This window comes from Streptococcus oralis (assembly GCF_001579025.1).
Classification (GTDB): Bacteria; Bacillota; Bacilli; order Lactobacillales; family Streptococcaceae; genus Streptococcus; species Streptococcus oralis_X.
On sequence record NZ_KQ970237.1, the window covers coordinates 137,989 to 152,970 of the forward strand.

Genomic DNA, 14,982 nt, shown 5'->3' on the forward strand with positions numbered 1-14,982 from the left:
TTCTTTCTATATCTCTAACTCACACTCAATCACTTGACAAAAATCAATCTTCTCATTTGGCACAAACTGGCGCATGATCATTCGATGAGCAACAACTACCACAGTCTGATGTTCTCGATACTTAGACATACATTCTAGAAAACGAGACTTCATCTCTTCAGCTGTCTCATATTGAATAGGACTATTAGGAAGTAACTCCCCCTTATTTTCTAGAAACATAGTACGAGCTTTTTCAAAATTATCTGTGCCACTTTCATAGACCTTCCATTCATGTAATAAAGGCTCTACTCTTAAAGGAAGACCCGTAGCATAAATCACATAAAAAGCCGTTTCTAAAGCTCTTGTGACTGCAGAAGATATGATTATTTCTGCTGAAGGGAGTAAAGGATTGGTGCTCAATTCCTGGGCTTGCTGTCGTCCCTTCTCAGACAAGGGGGCCAAATCTATCCCAAATCCCATATAAGAACGCTCCTCTAACTCACGGTAATCTGGCTCCCCATGACGTACAAAGATAATCTTCATCTTAGTGCCCAGTCGATCCAAATCCACCAGTACGAACTCCGTCTGCCTCATCTCCATCTGCAATTAAAAATGGAGCAAAGACAGCCTGAACTACACGTTCTCCAACTTCAAGAACAACTTCCTGATCGGTAATATTTTTCATCTGAGCAAAGATATGGCCTTCATTTCCCGGATTACCATAATAGTCTCCATCAATAACGCCAACAGAGTTGATCAAGACCAGACCTTTCTTACGAGGATTTGATGAACGGTCATAAAGATAGAGCACTTCAGTCGGCTGCATATAAGCCTTAACACCCGTTGGGACGAGAACAATCTCTCCTGGAGCAATAACCGTACGCACCGCAACCTTTAAATCATAACCAGCCGCGTGAGCTGTCTCTCGTTTCGGCAATAAATTTTCGTCTGTAAAACTCGAAACCAATTCAAAACCACGAATTTTCATATTTTTCTCTTTTCTATAATCATTTATTCTAGGCTATTTTATCTTATTTATTCGAAAAAAGCACGAAAAAAGAGCACACAATTCACATCGCTTAGGGCTGCTGGATTCCTCCCCTGACCCGCTTCACGCAGAACTGTTGCTCCACTATTCATTATACCACATTCCCCTCTGTTTTTAAAGAGAAATTATTTTTTCCGTCGATTTCGGAAAAAGTCCTGTATAATCGCTGCACAGTCATCTTCCAAAATTCCCGTTTCTACCTCTACACGATGATTGAGACGCTCATCTGTCAAAATATCGTACAAGCTCCCAGCTGCACCAAATTTCTGGTTTTTAGCCCCGTAAACTACGTTTGGAATACGGGCAAGCCCAATAGCCCCGCTACACATGACACAAGGCTCAATGGTCACAAAAAGCGTGCAATCCAGCAGGCGCCAACTCTCTTCACTCACATTCGCATTCTCTATAGCCATGATTTCTGCATGCATGACCGCCCGTTGCAACTCCTCGCGCGCATTATGCCCCCTACCAATGATTTCTCCATCCTTGACAATCACACAACCAATTGGAATTTCATCGTGTTCTAAGGCAATCTCAGCCTCTCTCAAAGCCTCTCTCATAAAGGCTTCTTTTTCTTCAACTGTATAATTCATCGTTCTTCTCTTTTCCTACTTGTCGATTTTATTATTATATCATGATTCTCAACACAAAAAAAGCCACCGAATGCGGTGACTTAATAGGGAGATTATTATGAAAAAGAAAAGTTTAGGATATTTGTTACAACAAGTTAGGAGGTCTTCTTGTAACTGTATATAGTATACCTAACCTGTCTTAAACTAATCTTAAAAATCTCCTATGACCAAACACTTTCTAAAATATTAGTTTGTTCACGACCGGGACCTACTGAGAAAGTTGAGATACGAACACCAACCAACTCGCTTACACGACGAACATAGTTACGTGCATTCTCAGGAAGGTCTTCTAAATTACGGACTCCAGTGATGTCTTCTGACCAACCTGGTAACTCTTCGTAAATTGGCTTGCAACGTTTCAACTGCTCAAGACTAGCAGGATAGTAATCAATACGTTGACCATCAAGATCATAGGCCACACAGATTTTCACAGTATCCAAACCACTCAAAACATCTATAGAGTTCAATGAAAGATTGGTAATCCCAGATACACGGCGGCTGTGACGCATCACAACTGAGTCAAACCAACCCACACGACGTGGACGACCAGTTGTTGTACCATATTCATGACCTACTTCGCGAATGCGATCTCCCACTTCATCAAATAATTCAGTTGGGAAAGGTCCGTCTCCTACACGACTTGTGTAGGCTTTACAGACACCTACAACCTTGTCAATCTTACTTGGGCCAACACCAGACCCAATCGTCACACCACCAGCGACAGGGTTTGATGACGTAACAAATGGATACGTACCTTGGTCGATATCTAGCATAACACCTTGCGCACCTTCAAACAGCACACGTTTGCCATTATCAAGCGCATCATTCAAGATAACAGATGTATCTGTCACGTATTGCTTGATTTGTTGACCATACTCATAGTATTCTTCAAAAATATCGTCAACTGAAATAGGGGTGCTATCATATAATTTTTCAAACAAACGATTCTTTTCCGCAAGATTACGTTCCAAACGTTCACGGAAAATATCCTTATCCAAAAGATCCGCAATACGAATTCCAACACGAGCAGCCTTGTCCATATATGCTGGACCGATTCCCTTGATAGTAGTCCCGATTTTATTGTCGCCCTTAGCTTCTTCTTGTAGACGGTCTAATTCAATATGATATGGCAAAATAACATGCGCACGATCAGAAATACGCAAGTTATCAGTTGTCACACCTTCCTCATGAAGATAGCGCAACTCTTTGACAAGGGATTTTGGATTCACGACCATCCCATTCCCAATAACAGAGATTTTTTCAGGAAAGAAAATTCCAGATGGAATCAAGTGCAACTTAAATTTCTTACCATCAATCACAATCGTGTGACCAGCATTATCACCACCTTGATAACGAGCAATTACCTCTGCATTAGCTGAAAGAAAATCTGTAATTTTCCCTTTACCTTCATCACCCCATTGGGTACCTACAACAACAACTGAAGTCATAATAAAAATCGTCTGAGCTACTAGGAGCTCGTCCTTTCTCATATACATGGCAGGAATTCCACCCGCAATTATATCTTACAATTTATTATAAGAAAAAAACACTATTTTATCAAGAAGAAACAGCAGAAAAGATTAGGAAATTCTTTCATTTCTAAATACCGAAGCCTTTGATTATAAGCTAATTCTATATTTTTTAAAAACTATCTACAACTATCGTTCGTAATTATGATATAGATGCTTCCTATTGGATAAGAGTTGTACCACCTTGCAGGAATTTATCTAGATATAGACGATAAGCTGTTTTAAAGTGATATAGTGAAAAGTCCCTATCACTCTTTATTTTAAATCGGATTAAGTAATATAGTAAAAAACGAAGATGAAGTGATTCCCACTCTGAACAACTCTGCCCTAAAGAGGCATATTCTTGTTCAACTAGTTTCAAAAAGACGAATGCACGATCATAAAATTTCTGAAGCATATAAAAATTCCCTTTCTTATTAGTAACACTAGTCTAACAAAAAAAGGAACTAAAAAAGCTTCAAATCCTATAAAAGAAGAATTTAAAGCTAAACGAACTAAAAATAAAATAAAGAGGTAATTACAGATTTAAAAATTAAAATTTGAAATTTCAACAGTCCATTATATTTATAAATAAACAAAGTATAAATTTCTAATTATCTTTTTATATTTTCTTAAATGCTCGTAAAGCCTTATTCTATGTGCTTTCGAGTATTTTTACTGTAGGAAGATACTTCACGTTTCTTTGCATATTTCCTCATGTCTTAGCTGTCAGAAGTGGTAAATAAGTAGTAAATTCATTTGTACTACTAAGCAACAAGACGCTCCTGTTGCTTCTCTTTATTCAAGCGTTTCATTTCTGCCATTGCAGAATCGAATGTTGCATGTGCGTAATAGTTCAGCGTCATGGCTATATTAGCATGTCCCATAATGTACTGTAATGCCTTTGGATTCATTCCTGCATTTGCATAGTTGGTACAGAATGTATGTCGCAAACTATGTGGAGTGATGTGTGGCAATTTATCCTCGTTATACTTATTGTATTTCTTAACAAGACCTTTCATCATGCCGTTGTAATCACTTGCCACTTTTGGATAGTTCTTTCTATTAAGAAAGAGGAAATCACTATATCCATCAATCTCAACACGCTTATCATTCTTTCGATTCGCTAACACTCGCTTAAATGCTTGATAGGCTTCTTCAACCATAGGAACTTGACGTTCGCCACTTTTGGTCTTTGGTGTTTCAATGTAGTACCCAATTTCAGTATCTCTCAATAGCTGATGGTCTATATTGACAAGACGATTCTCAAAATCTAAATCTGGAAGTGTCAAACCACCAAACTCTGAAATACGAAGACCTGTTTTTAAGAGTATCAGAATTTCATCATAATTTTTGCTGTAGGTTTTATCAGCTTTTGCAAAGGCTAACAGTTTTTCTTCCTGTTCTTCTGTTAGTACGGTCTTAGGGACAGTATCATCATCAAGAACTGCTTTCAGTTGAAAGTCAAATGGATTCTTCCGAACACAATCATCTTGTATAGCAATATAGAATGAAGCCTTTAAAGAACGTTTGTAGTTATTGATGGTTTGATAAGCATAACCATTTTCACTCATTCTAATAGCCCATTCTTTAGCGTCTGATGGCTTAATACTGTCAATACTTCTTACACCTAACTTGTCTTTCTTCAAAATATCCATAAGATATTTGCGTCCAGTTTCAGTGTTTTTTCTAACCTTTGGTCTTTGAGCGTTCTGTTTTGCGTAAAGCTGGCAGAGTGTCATTTTCTTTCCTACAACATCAATACCATCATGAATGTCTTTCTGTAACTCTGCGATTTTCTCTCTAAGTGAGATACAATCACGCTTTCCTGCTGGTACTCGGTCTGTAGCCACAAGTTTCCACGAGTAAACAAATTGCGGTTCTCCAAATGAATCTATATATTTGTATAAGTATCTTCCGTCTTTTCGTTGGCTCTCTCCAGTCTTTAAGATTCGACCTTTATTGTCACGTCTTTTTTCTGACATGGCATTTGCTCCTTTCCTTTATGGAAAGAGCCTTGATACGACTTAATACTATTTTATCATATACAAGACCCTTTGGCGACGCTAGATTGCGTCCAATGTATCTATAATTTTTTCAAATTGTTTTCGTTTAATCTGAATACGATTGCCATTCATAATCAGCCAATTTGCATTTTTATTTTCCTCTGCCAAGCGTCGTAGCTTGTTTTCGCCAATACGAAAATATTTTGACGCTTCTTCAATGGTTAGGGTATAACGTTCCCAAATAGGAATGTCAGTCTGCTTCATAAAATCCTCCTTTCCAAATCACTTATTTGGATTTCATAAAAGTTGTTTTACCAGCAATCGAACAGCTTTAGCAAAGCTCACGGGAGTTCCACCCCTGCATGGTTCTCATGTAGCCATACTCATTGCCTGCGACGGTTTTATCACGCTCGGACTATTGACTGTATGGGAGTATCATTATCACGATAAGAATGTCGTTGCAGGCAATCCTGCTAAAGATTGCTTCTCGGATCACTAACATGAATCGCTCGCTATCTTTATAAGATAGGTCATGGCGGTTAGTTCCGTTGGCTCTTTTCTTATCGAAACGTATTCGATTACTTTTATTCAGTTTTCAAAGAACAATGGCTCGTTAGCCTATCAAAACACATTGAAAGCTCAATATGCTTTGGTGGAATAACAAACCTCCCTGTTCGGGAAGCGTGGAATGGTTTAGCACGCTTCCACGAAAGGAGAGAGGATATTACTTAATTTCAAATGACAAAATCTTTGTAATCAGTCTGGTTTCCATTCTTCCACGTAAGACTTCATCAACGACCATACTTTGATTGCCATATTCATCTTTCATAAGTCGTAGGGAACGCTTCGTTATGTACCCTCTGTAATGATGTAGAATCTGGTTAATCGCTTCGGTATCGCCATCTGTTGCCTTTACAATGAGAGGAAAGGGAATCATAGGATATTGTGTTTTCATTCTTCAAATTCCTCCATAAACTTTTTAATTAAGGCTAGTCCACTGGTTCTATGCCGATAGACAGTAGAACGGTTCAATTTCAACAGGTCTGCAATTTCTGAATCGCTCATGTCCATAAAGTAAAACAGCAGTAGAATTTCACGTTTCTTGTCTGGCAACTCACGTAATGCTTCACTCAACAAATCATTTTCAACGCCTACTGATAACCCATTGAGTGTAAAAATCTGAAAGTCAGTTGAATAGTTATCTGTTGTCGCAAACTGGCTAACAAGATAATCGCCAACATCCGAAAAGGACACCTCACGCTTTGCAATCCTTGAAAGATAAAGCATATAATTCTTTCGCTCGTCTTCCATAGCACGTTTACAGATATAGTCAAACTGATTTTCTATTGTGGTCTGAAAAGAAGATGGTTTCATGTTTCTCACCCCCTTTCTGTCTAGGAAAGGAAGTGAGCCTTGCTCGTTTATCTCCTTTCACTCTTAGTCCCAATGTGAAAGGGGGATTTGTTGCATTACTGATAAATAAACTTTGTAAAAAAGTTCTGAATAGCCAAAAAAGCATATAAACAGATTTATTTCTCTGTTTACATGCTTCTGTTATTCTATCTATATGATTTATAAAACCACATTGGTGGACGTACTTATCTATTGCAGATAGACGACTTTTTTTGACAAGAACCCAATGTAAGGAAATTTATTGTATATGATGTACTTCATGGCGACGTTGACCTCCAACAAACCGCCATTTGGAAGTAATATACAATATTTTAACAGCGTAAATAGCACTACCATATAACGGTTTTTTTTATTGGCGTTTAGTAGTGCTTTTTATTAAATATAAACCTATAAACCATATAACACGTTTTTCTATACCTGTTTTTAATTCAGTAGGAACAATAAAATGTATAGAGGTGGTCTACTATGCGTAAAAAAGAAGATAAATATGATTTTAGAGCCTTTGGTTTAGCCATTAAAGAAGCTCGATTGAAACGAGGTTTAACTCGTGAACAAGTGGGAGCATTGATTGAAATTGACCCACGGTACTTAACTAATATTGAAAATAAAGGGCAACACCCCAGCATACAAGTTCTTTATGACCTTGTATCGTTACTTCATGTTTCCGTTGATGAATTTTTCTTACCTGGGGTCCCGAGCGCTTAGTGGGAATTTGTATCGATAAGGGGTACAAATTCCCACTAAACCAATGTTTCAAGGCCTATTTATTTTTTATATTCAATTCTCTTAAGTGTTTAGGAATAGATAACAAGTCAAATTTATACTCTCCAAGAAAAGTGATATGCTCCCAATTAATAGGAGATACATGCTTCATATACTTAGTTACTTCGGGATCTATTTTGACGAGATAATTATAAGCTGCTTGTAAGTAGACGGCGTTCCATATACTTATTGCATTTATTAACACATTAAGCGCACTAGCACTTTGAAGTTGTCGGCGAATATCGCGCTCCATAAATTTTCCGCGTCGCCCAAAAAATAGTTCTCTAGCTAAAGCATTAATCGCTTCTGTCTTATTTAGTCCATGAGTGATCCTTCGCCGTAGCTCACTATCTGTAATATAATCTATCATAAAAATGCTCTTTTCAATGCGACCTAGTTCTCTCAGTGCAAGAGCTACTCTATTCTTACGTGCGTATGAGCCTAGCTTTCCTAATAGTAAAGAACTAGATACTTTTCCTGTTTGAATCGAATAGGCGATTCGTTTAATTTCATCATAGTTTTCTTCAATAATTTTTACATTGATTTTTCCGCTTATATCTTCTGATAAGTTAGGGTAGTAGGAAGGTGATTTGATAGAAAATAATTGTGATTTTTTTATATTTCTGATGCGAGGTTCAAAATCAAAGCCTAGTAATGCGGTCATTCCAAACACCTGATCAGAATACCCATTTGTATCAGTAAAATGTTCCTCAATATCTAGATCTGTTTCATGATAAAGTAGGCCATCAAGGGTATGAGTAGCTTCCCTTGTATTAGTTGAAGCAACCTCGATATGATGAGTCGTATGCCTATCATTTATTGATCGAATCATTGTAGCTCCTTTTTCCATACTTTTGTAATGTGGATTAACATCGGATTTTAGAGCTGAGACGCCCACTGGGACGCGCATTCCGTCTGAAGCAGTGGTTTTTCCTTCACCCCAAAAGTCTGCAACAGGAAGCTTTAACTGATAATTAACCAAAACAGATTGAGCACGAGTCAGAGCTTCTTTATAAAAGCGCCATTGTTTGGCATTGGCTAACTGAGAATAAGAAATTCCAGGAGTTGATTGGGCCATTTTTTCAAGACCAATATTCATCCCTAAACCCAGCAAAGCAGCAAAAATAATTTTTCTTTCTTGTTCACTCGGCGGTTTCCCTGTAGAATCATGACTAAATTCTTGTGAAAAGTTGGTCCAACTGTCCACCTCAATTAAAAGATCACTAAGCCTTATCTTAGGAATTATTGAATAAAGTTTTTTTCTATATATTTCTGCTTCGCTAGGTGTAACTTTTTCCAACTTTTTAAGGTTTGCTCTTGAAATTCTCTTATCAACTGTCGAATAAAATTGAAGCTGTAAATCTAAAATTATTTCCCGATCCTTTAAATAGTCCTCAAACGTGTCTGGAATAGTTTCTGAATCAATACAAGCAGATAAATCAACTAAGTAATCATCAATATTTCGATGGATCATACTTCCTTCAACTGAAATATCTCCTGATCGAATATTGTTCTTTAGCTCGGTGAAAGCTACTAACTCATAGTAAGACCGATCTATTTTCCCCTCTTCTGGCCGAACAAGGCTTTTCCATTTTTTACTCACAAAATCAGTAGAAGTATCTGCCGGTATTTTTCTTTTACCACTATTGTGTAAATCAGTTAGTTGAGTTAGGGCCATGAGGACTGGATTTGCTGCCGGAGTTGCTTTGAACGAAAGGGTCCTCAATAACATTGGCGTGTATCTTCGGAGGTAATTAGCTTTATTTCGAACCATTTCTAAATAGCCATGATTTTTATTACCTGTAATTTTTTTAGCTTCTTCTCCATCTTGTACTAAATCTTCCCAAGGCATGATTCGTTCAATTTCGTCAAAAGGATTACTATCATTATCTTTTGCAAAGTGAAGAGCATCAATTAAAGAAGCATAATGTTCCAATTTTTTAGTAGCCAATTTTCCTTTTTCTTTTAACTGTTCTTGTGAATCACGTGTCCCTTTGCGTTTAATACTTGCTAAAATGCGGTCATTAATCTCAATCAGTTGATCGATCAGATATTGATGATGATTGACTAAAAAAGCAATAAGTAAAGAGTATCTTTTTTCAAGCTCAAAACGGGAGAAGTCATATGCATCATAATTTTCCCCTAGTCTAGCTAGCTGAAGAAACCTGTTCCGATTAATATGGGAGACATTAATTGTCCCGAGTCCCATGGAAGCAATCACTTCCACTTTTTTACAAATACTCATAAAGCTTTCTGGATTTGCCTTACCTGGAATGTCTTTTAGCCAAGCGAGTTTAGTTATTTTCGTCTCTTCATAAATTTGAAACAAACTCTCTAGTTTTTCAATTTGTATATCTGTTAATGAACAGAGTAATATTGAAAATAAGTTGTTTTCTGCTTTATCTCGACAGCGGCTTATAATGTCTTCAAGTGTAGCTATAGATGGAAAAATAATTCTTTTTCGAGTTAAGAAATCAATTGTTTTTTTCATTAGATAGATAGAGTCATCATTTTCTAAAGCTAGTTCAATTAAATATTCTATTAACTGTTTTTGTGTATTAGCACTACCGAATCGATGATAGTTGAATACTTCTAAGATCTCGTTGAAGTGATTTGCACGTGTATTTCTATGATCATATGAATTTAAATCAATTGCATCAAGATGGAGCTGTCGACTCACATAAGAAGTTAGTCTGGTTGATTTAATCGGCCAATTACTTAAAGAACACCCAGGATACCGGGCCAAACAAAGTTGTATCGCAAATCCTAGTTTATTGACCTTTCCACGGTGTTGATTAATAACCTCCAGATCATAATCAGAAAAACTAAAATACGCTTTAAAATCCTCTTCTGATAAGTGGTCTACAGAAAGAAGTTGTTCACGCTGTGAAGTAGTTAAAATTCTTTTCATAGCCATATCTTAAGCATTCCTTTTATTGAGGTAACGGTAAAAGGTTGTTTTGCTTAATTTAGAGGCATCAAGAATTTGACGAATAGAATACTCTTTGCTGTCATACATTTTTAAAGCTAAATCAATTGATAGCTTACCTTTACTTGGACGGCCCCCTTTTTTTCCTCGGACTCTGGCTGCCTTAAGACCAGAGTTAGTTCGTTCAATAATAATATCCCGTTCCAGTTCTGCTAAACTAGCCATAACTCGGAAAAAGAATCTTCCCATAGACGTTGAAGTATCTACGTTATCTTGAATAGATATAAAATTGACACTAAGTTCTTCAAATAATTCAGAAAGTTCAATCAAATGTTTAGTTGATCGTGAAATTCGATCTAACTTGTAAATGACAACAGAATCTCCTTCACGTAGTAGGTTGATCATTTCTTCTAATTGCGGTCGGTCTTTTTTCGCACCAGTTACTTTTTCTTGAAATAATTTATCAATTCCATAATGAGTAAGTGCATCAATTTGTAAACTAAGATTTTGATCATCCGTACTCACTCGAGCATAGCCAAAAATCATAAAAAAACCTCCTTAATTTTATAATTTAAATGTACCATAACTCATTAAGTATAACTATATAGGAACTATGAAAAAGGAACGGATTTTGGTACTTGATTTACTTAAAAAACATTTAGAAAAAGCAGGAAAATGAAAAGGTACCATAAACGGTCGTTTATGGTACCATTCAAATTTATCCTTATTGTACAAAATAACAGCGAAATTTTTAAATCTATTCCTTATCGATACAAATTCCCCGTAGGCGCTAGGGACCTCTTTAGCTCCTTGGAAGCTGTCAGTAGTATACCTAATAATTTATCTACATTCCCTTTAGTAACGTGTAACTTTCCAAATTTACAAAAGCGACTCATAGAATTATTTCCTCCCGTTAAATAATAGATAACTATTAAAAATAGACAATACTTGCTCATAAGTAACGGTACTTAAATTGTTTACTTTGGCGTGTTTCATTGCTTGATGAAACTGATTTTTAGTAAACAGTTGACGATATTCTCGATTGACCCATTTTGAAACAAAGTACGTATATAGCTTCCAATATTTATCTGGAACATCTGTGGTATGGCGGGTAAGTTTTATTAAGACACTGTTTACTTTTGGTTTAGGATGAAAGCATTCCGCTGGCAGCTTAAGCAATTGCTGAATCGAGACTTGAGTGTGCAAGAGCAACCCTAGTGTTCGGTGAATATCCAAGGTACGCTTGTAGAATCCTTCTTCAACAATCAGATAGATGTCAGACGCATGGCTTTCAAAAACCACTTTTTTAATAATTTGTGTGCTTAAATGGTAAGGAATATTCCCAACAATTTTATACCTCTGTTTGTTAGGGAATTGAAACTGTAGAATATCTTGGTGAATTAAAGTGACACGAATGTTCAGTTTTAATTTTTCTGACGATAAGTTGAATAGATGACTGTCTAATTCAATAGACGTTACCTGTTTACTTATTTTAGCCAGTTTCGTCGTTAAATGCCCTTTACCTGTTCCAATTTCGTAAACGGTATCGGTTTCTTTTAAATTCAATTGTTTTATTATTTGGTTGAGTACTTTTTCACTCGTTAAAAAGTTTTGAGAATATTTTATATTTTTGTTCATGTAATCACTCCTGAAGTGATTACATCTATAAATAAATACAGAAGTTAAACGATTTGTTTGTAATTTTAGTTATCTGTTTAAAAAGTCATAAGATTAGTCACTGGTAGGAATTAATCTAACGTATTTATTTATCTGCGTAATCACTGTTTTTAGTCTATTTCAAAACAGTAGATGTTTTATCTACATTACGCATTTGGAATACCAACATGACGAATCCCTCCTTCTTAATTACAAATTTTTAGCATCTAATTTAACTTCAATTCCTATTATACAAAATTTTAAGATAATGCACTATCAACACACTCTTAAGTTTGCTTCTAAGTCTTATTTCCATAACTTTAGGGTTAACCATACGCAAGACCAATCACTCTCGGACAATACTCATGATTTTAATGATAAAATCCATGTTAAACCCATAGATAAGAAATACACCTGCAATAACCGTTACCTGTTTGTGCCAATTTAAAAATGCACCACTTTTTTATAATTAAAACGGTTGAAAACTGTACCACTAATAACTCACAATAGAGAGATGTCACCGTCAAGTTAAATGTACAAAATAACAGCGAAATTTTTAAATCTATTTCTTATCGATACAAATTCCTCGTAGGCGCTCGGGACCCCTACCTGCTAATAACTTGGTAAAAAGCACCCGACGATTACAGATAGAGAAATACATGGATAGCTTTACAGACAAAGAACTATCCTTAATGGAATCTTTAGCCAGCGGTATCAACGAAGCAAGAAACATCGAAGACTAATTAAAAGAATCCATACATAACGGAAAGAGCCGATAAAATGAGATTGTATTAATCTCATTTTATCGGCTCTGCGTCTTTGCGTCTGGCTCTGTAATCACAGTTACTTTGAACTGCTTTATTTCAATTAAATTTTCTTGTCTGCATTTCGGACAATAGAGGGGGAATTTTTTTAATTCAGTATCTTCCCTTATCTTTAATCGTGTTTTATTTCCACATACAGGACACAATATCCACTTGTAGTTTATAATAACTATCTCCTCCTTTACACTTTAATTCAAATCTTTATTAAAAAATATTTCATCTTATTTAACAAGAAACCATATTTATATAACAACATAAAATACACTAAGTTATTTTATTGAACATATATCGTACTTTATCTATCCGACTATTTGGACGACGGGGCTGGCAAACAGGTTCACCGGTAGTAACATGGTACCCTTTTAACTCTGTTAAACAAACACTACGTCCATTTGTAAAGAAAGTTAAATCACTACGATATTCTTGAATACACCGAGCAGGGATTTCTCCACTAAGAATGACCTCATTATTTTTCAATTGAGTGTCTACGATGTTCGCACAATATTTAGGAGCATCGTTGTATGCTCGTGAAAGATATTCCTGTGGCGCATAAATTTTAAAACTAAGATATGGCTCTAACAATTCTGTTCCAGCTTTTTTTAAGACTTGTTCCAATACAATAGGAGCAAGCATCCGAAAATCTGCTGGAGTACTAACAGGGCTATAGTATAAACCGTACTTAAAACAGATTTTACAATCCGTCACATTCCAACCATATAATCCTTGTTCGCAACCATAGCGTATCCCTTCCATAACTGCATTTTGAAATGATTGATTTAAGTATCCAAGAGAAACCGAGCTCTCATACTGCATTCCACTTCCCAACGGAAGCGGTGATACAGATAAACCAATGGAAGCCCAGAAAGGATTTGGCGGCACTTCGATGTGAATGGTATATTCTGCATTTTTTAACGGTCTCTCCATATAAATGACTGTAGGCTCTTTTAGTTCTATCTCCACATGATACTTTTCTTGCAACAGTGCACTAATCACTTCCATTTGTACTTTCCCTAAGAAAGAAAGTATAATTTCATGTGTCGTAGAATCCACGTAATATCGTAGAAGCGGATCACTATCTGAGATTTCCAAAAGGGCATCAAGCAACATTTCTCTCTGTTCAGGTTTACTCGGTTCAACAGTTGTTTGTAGTAGAGGGTGCGGATTTTCAATCTTTTTTCTCTGTGGCAATAGTTTTGTATCTCCAAGAACACTATTTAACTTCAAAAACTCATTTTGCAAAATAACAATTTCTCCAGAATAAGCTCTATCAATCTTACATAATTCACCATTTATTGAAGTATACATTTCTGTAACTTTTATTTTTTCTTTTTCTGATACTCTAACCGAATCTCGTAAATGTAGTACTCCACTATAAAGGCGTATATATGCAAGACGTTGTCTTTTTTTTGTATATTCAATTTTGAAAACATTTCCGCAAAGTTCAGACGGACCTCGATGTGTTGATGAATAAAATTTATTCGTAATCACTTCTATAAGGTTATCAATCCCTATATTGTTTTTTGCACTTCCGTGATAAACAGGGAACAGGGAACAATTATGAAATCTTATGCTTTCCTCTTGTTCGAGTTCCAATGCTTCTAATGATTTACCGGACATATATTTCTCTAAAAGGTCATCGTTTCCCTCTATTACCGTATCCCATTGTTCAGATTCGGTAAAGTTCGTCACACACATATTAGGATACAGTTCTACCTTCTGTTTGATTACAATTTCGGCAGAAAGTTTCTCTTTAATATCCTGATAAACCGTTGATAAATCAATTCCATTTTGGTCAATCTTATTGATAAAAAAGATTGTGGGAATCCCCATTTTCCTAAGTGCATGAAATAATATACGAGTTTGTGCTTGTACGCCATCTTTTGCAGAAATCAGTAGAATTGCCCCATCTAAAACTGATAATGAACGATATACTTCTGCTAAGAAATCCATATGTCCTGGCGTGTCTATGATGTTCACCTTCGTATTTTCCCACTGAAAAGAGGTTATTCCTGTCTGAATTGTAATTCCTCTCTGACGTTCTAAAAGCGTATTATCCGTCCTCGTTGTACCTTTGTCCACGCTTCCTAATTCTGTAATCGCTCCACTGTTATATAATAAGCTTTCTGTTAAGGTAGTTTTTCCTGCATCAACATGAGCTAAAACTCCAATATTAATAATTTTCATGTGATTTTCCTCCATTCAAAAACCCAAAAGGGCATAAAAAT

The 14,982-nt window shown here is 36.1% G+C and carries 15 protein-coding genes, 1 other RNA gene and 3 pseudogenes; 2 read left to right on the forward strand and 17 right to left on the reverse strand.

What is annotated here, in order from left to right:
• Positions 1-6 precede the first annotated feature (6 nt).
• The 10 genes from SORDD27_RS08665 to SORDD27_RS08710 all read right to left on the reverse strand — a co-directional run bounded on the left by SORDD27_RS08665 (position 7) and on the right by SORDD27_RS08710 (position 6,547).
• The gene (locus SORDD27_RS08665) at positions 7-573 is read right to left on the reverse strand and encodes a histidine phosphatase family protein (protein ID WP_196755636.1); all 567 of its coding nucleotides are present in this window, start codon (positions 571-573) and stop codon (positions 7-9) included.
• The gene (locus SORDD27_RS08670) at positions 524-967 is read right to left on the reverse strand and encodes a dUTP diphosphatase (RefSeq protein ID WP_000701988.1); all 444 of its coding nucleotides are present in this window, start codon (positions 965-967) and stop codon (positions 524-526) included. Before SORDD27_RS08670 ends, SORDD27_RS08665 begins: the two co-directional genes overlap by 50 nt.
• A 54-nt stretch (positions 968-1,021) precedes the next feature.
• An RNA gene (gene ffs, locus SORDD27_RS08675) (signal recognition particle sRNA small type) lies at positions 1,022-1,120 on the reverse strand.
• A gap of 32 nt (positions 1,121-1,152) precedes the next feature.
• Positions 1,153-1,620, reverse strand: coding sequence for a tRNA adenosine(34) deaminase TadA (gene tadA, locus SORDD27_RS08680; RefSeq protein ID WP_061428579.1), 468 nt, complete (start codon positions 1,618-1,620; stop codon positions 1,153-1,155).
• Between the two features lie 200 nt (positions 1,621-1,820).
• Positions 1,821-3,107 (reverse strand): adenylosuccinate synthase, encoded by a 1,287-nt coding sequence (locus SORDD27_RS08685; RefSeq protein ID WP_061428590.1) that lies wholly within the window; start codon positions 3,105-3,107, stop codon positions 1,821-1,823.
• 241 nt (positions 3,108-3,348) lie between these two features.
• Entirely contained in the window at positions 3,349-3,585 is a 237-nt protein-coding gene (gene comW, locus SORDD27_RS10440) for a sigma(X)-activator ComW (RefSeq protein WP_000939509.1), read from the reverse strand.
• A gap of 349 nt (positions 3,586-3,934) precedes the next feature.
• Positions 3,935-5,152 (reverse strand): tyrosine-type recombinase/integrase, encoded by a 1,218-nt coding sequence (locus SORDD27_RS08695; protein WP_001291561.1) that lies wholly within the window; start codon positions 5,150-5,152, stop codon positions 3,935-3,937.
• An 81-nt stretch (positions 5,153-5,233) separates the two neighbouring features.
• Positions 5,234-5,437 (reverse strand): excisionase, encoded by a 204-nt coding sequence (locus tag SORDD27_RS08700; protein ID WP_000814511.1) that lies wholly within the window; start codon positions 5,435-5,437, stop codon positions 5,234-5,236.
• Positions 5,438-5,897: 460 nt separating this feature from the next.
• Positions 5,898-6,128 carry a helix-turn-helix domain-containing protein gene (locus tag SORDD27_RS08705; RefSeq protein ID WP_000857133.1) on the reverse strand — a complete coding sequence of 77 codons (231 nt, stop codon included), beginning with the start codon at positions 6,126-6,128 and terminating at the stop codon, positions 5,898-5,900.
• Positions 6,125-6,547, reverse strand: a complete 423-nt coding sequence (locus tag SORDD27_RS08710) for a sigma-70 family RNA polymerase sigma factor (RefSeq protein WP_000804885.1) — start codon at positions 6,545-6,547, stop codon at positions 6,125-6,127. Before SORDD27_RS08710 ends, SORDD27_RS08705 begins: the two co-directional genes overlap by 4 nt.
• Positions 6,548-7,051: 504 nt before the next feature.
• Here SORDD27_RS08710 and SORDD27_RS08715 point away from each other — a divergent pair.
• Positions 7,052-7,273 (forward strand): annotated as a pseudogene (locus SORDD27_RS08715) (helix-turn-helix domain-containing protein); the annotation flags it as partial.
• Positions 7,274-7,346: 73 nt separating this feature from the next.
• Here the strand turns inward: SORDD27_RS08715 and SORDD27_RS08720 are convergent.
• The 5 genes and pseudogenes from SORDD27_RS08720 to SORDD27_RS10530 all read right to left on the reverse strand — a co-directional run.
• On the reverse strand, positions 7,347-10,265 hold the full coding sequence (locus SORDD27_RS08720) for a Tn3 family transposase (protein WP_001240982.1): 2,919 nt from the start codon (positions 10,263-10,265) through the stop codon (positions 7,347-7,349).
• Positions 10,266-10,268: 3 nt separating this feature from the next.
• The gene (locus SORDD27_RS08725) at positions 10,269-10,823 is read right to left on the reverse strand and encodes a recombinase family protein (protein WP_000576156.1); all 555 of its coding nucleotides are present in this window, start codon (positions 10,821-10,823) and stop codon (positions 10,269-10,271) included.
• Positions 10,824-11,177: 354 nt separating this feature from the next.
• Entirely contained in the window at positions 11,178-11,915 is a 738-nt protein-coding gene (erm(B), locus tag SORDD27_RS08730) for a 23S rRNA (adenine(2058)-N(6))-methyltransferase Erm(B) (RefSeq protein ID WP_001038790.1), read from the reverse strand.
• Between the two features lie 154 nt (positions 11,916-12,069).
• Entirely contained in the window at positions 12,070-12,123 is a 54-nt protein-coding gene (locus tag SORDD27_RS09970) for a 23S rRNA methyltransferase attenuation leader peptide (RefSeq protein WP_117115223.1), read from the reverse strand.
• 48 nt (positions 12,124-12,171) lie between these two features.
• Positions 12,172-12,255 (reverse strand): annotated as a pseudogene (locus SORDD27_RS10530) (MLS leader peptide); the annotation flags it as partial.
• Between the two features lie 283 nt (positions 12,256-12,538).
• Between SORDD27_RS10530 and SORDD27_RS08735 the strand changes: the two are divergent.
• Positions 12,539-12,676, forward strand: a pseudogene (locus SORDD27_RS08735) (XRE family transcriptional regulator); the annotation flags it as partial.
• Positions 12,677-12,735: 59 nt separating this feature from the next.
• On the opposite strand, the gene SORDD27_RS09870 reads toward SORDD27_RS08735, so the two are convergent.
• Together SORDD27_RS09870 and tet(M) are read right to left on the reverse strand one after the other, a co-directional pair.
• Entirely contained in the window at positions 12,736-12,921 is a 186-nt protein-coding gene (locus tag SORDD27_RS09870) for a cysteine-rich KTR domain-containing protein (RefSeq protein WP_011058338.1), read from the reverse strand.
• Positions 12,922-13,021: 100 nt separating this feature from the next.
• On the reverse strand, positions 13,022-14,941 hold the full coding sequence (gene tet(M), locus SORDD27_RS08740) for a tetracycline resistance ribosomal protection protein Tet(M) (protein WP_000691727.1): 1,920 nt from the start codon (positions 14,939-14,941) through the stop codon (positions 13,022-13,024).
• Positions 14,942-14,982: the final 41 nt, after the last annotated feature.

What these genes read in the sequence shown, in the direction of transcription:
- SORDD27_RS08705 (WP_000857133.1), bottom strand. Translation starts at nt 6,128, where the DNA reads ATGAAAACACAATATCCTATGATTCCCTTTCCTCTCATTGTAAAGGCA.
- SORDD27_RS08695 (WP_001291561.1), bottom strand. Translation starts at nt 5,152, where the DNA reads ATGTCAGAAAAAAGACGTGACAATAAAGGTCGAATCTTAAAGACTGGA.
- SORDD27_RS08665 (WP_196755636.1), bottom strand. Translation starts at nt 573, where the DNA reads ATGAGGCAGACGGAGTTCGTACTGGTGGATTTGGATCGACTGGGCACT.
- SORDD27_RS08710 (WP_000804885.1), bottom strand. Translation starts at nt 6,547, where the DNA reads ATGAAACCATCTTCTTTTCAGACCACAATAGAAAATCAGTTTGACTAT.
- SORDD27_RS08685 (WP_061428590.1), bottom strand. Translation starts at nt 3,107, where the DNA reads ATGACTTCAGTTGTTGTTGTAGGTACCCAATGGGGTGATGAAGGTAAA.
- SORDD27_RS08670 (WP_000701988.1), bottom strand. Translation starts at nt 967, where the DNA reads ATGAAAATTCGTGGTTTTGAATTGGTTTCGAGTTTTACAGACGAAAAT.
- SORDD27_RS08700 (WP_000814511.1), bottom strand. Translation starts at nt 5,437, where the DNA reads ATGAAGCAGACTGACATTCCTATTTGGGAACGTTATACCCTAACCATT.
- comW (WP_000939509.1), bottom strand. Translation starts at nt 3,585, where the DNA reads ATGCTTCAGAAATTTTATGATCGTGCATTCGTCTTTTTGAAACTAGTT.
- SORDD27_RS08725 (WP_000576156.1), bottom strand. Translation starts at nt 10,823, where the DNA reads ATGATTTTTGGCTATGCTCGAGTGAGTACGGATGATCAAAATCTTAGT.
- tadA (WP_061428579.1), bottom strand. Translation starts at nt 1,620, where the DNA reads ATGAATTATACAGTTGAAGAAAAAGAAGCCTTTATGAGAGAGGCTTTG.
- SORDD27_RS08720 (WP_001240982.1), bottom strand. Translation starts at nt 10,265, where the DNA reads ATGGCTATGAAAAGAATTTTAACTACTTCACAGCGTGAACAACTTCTT.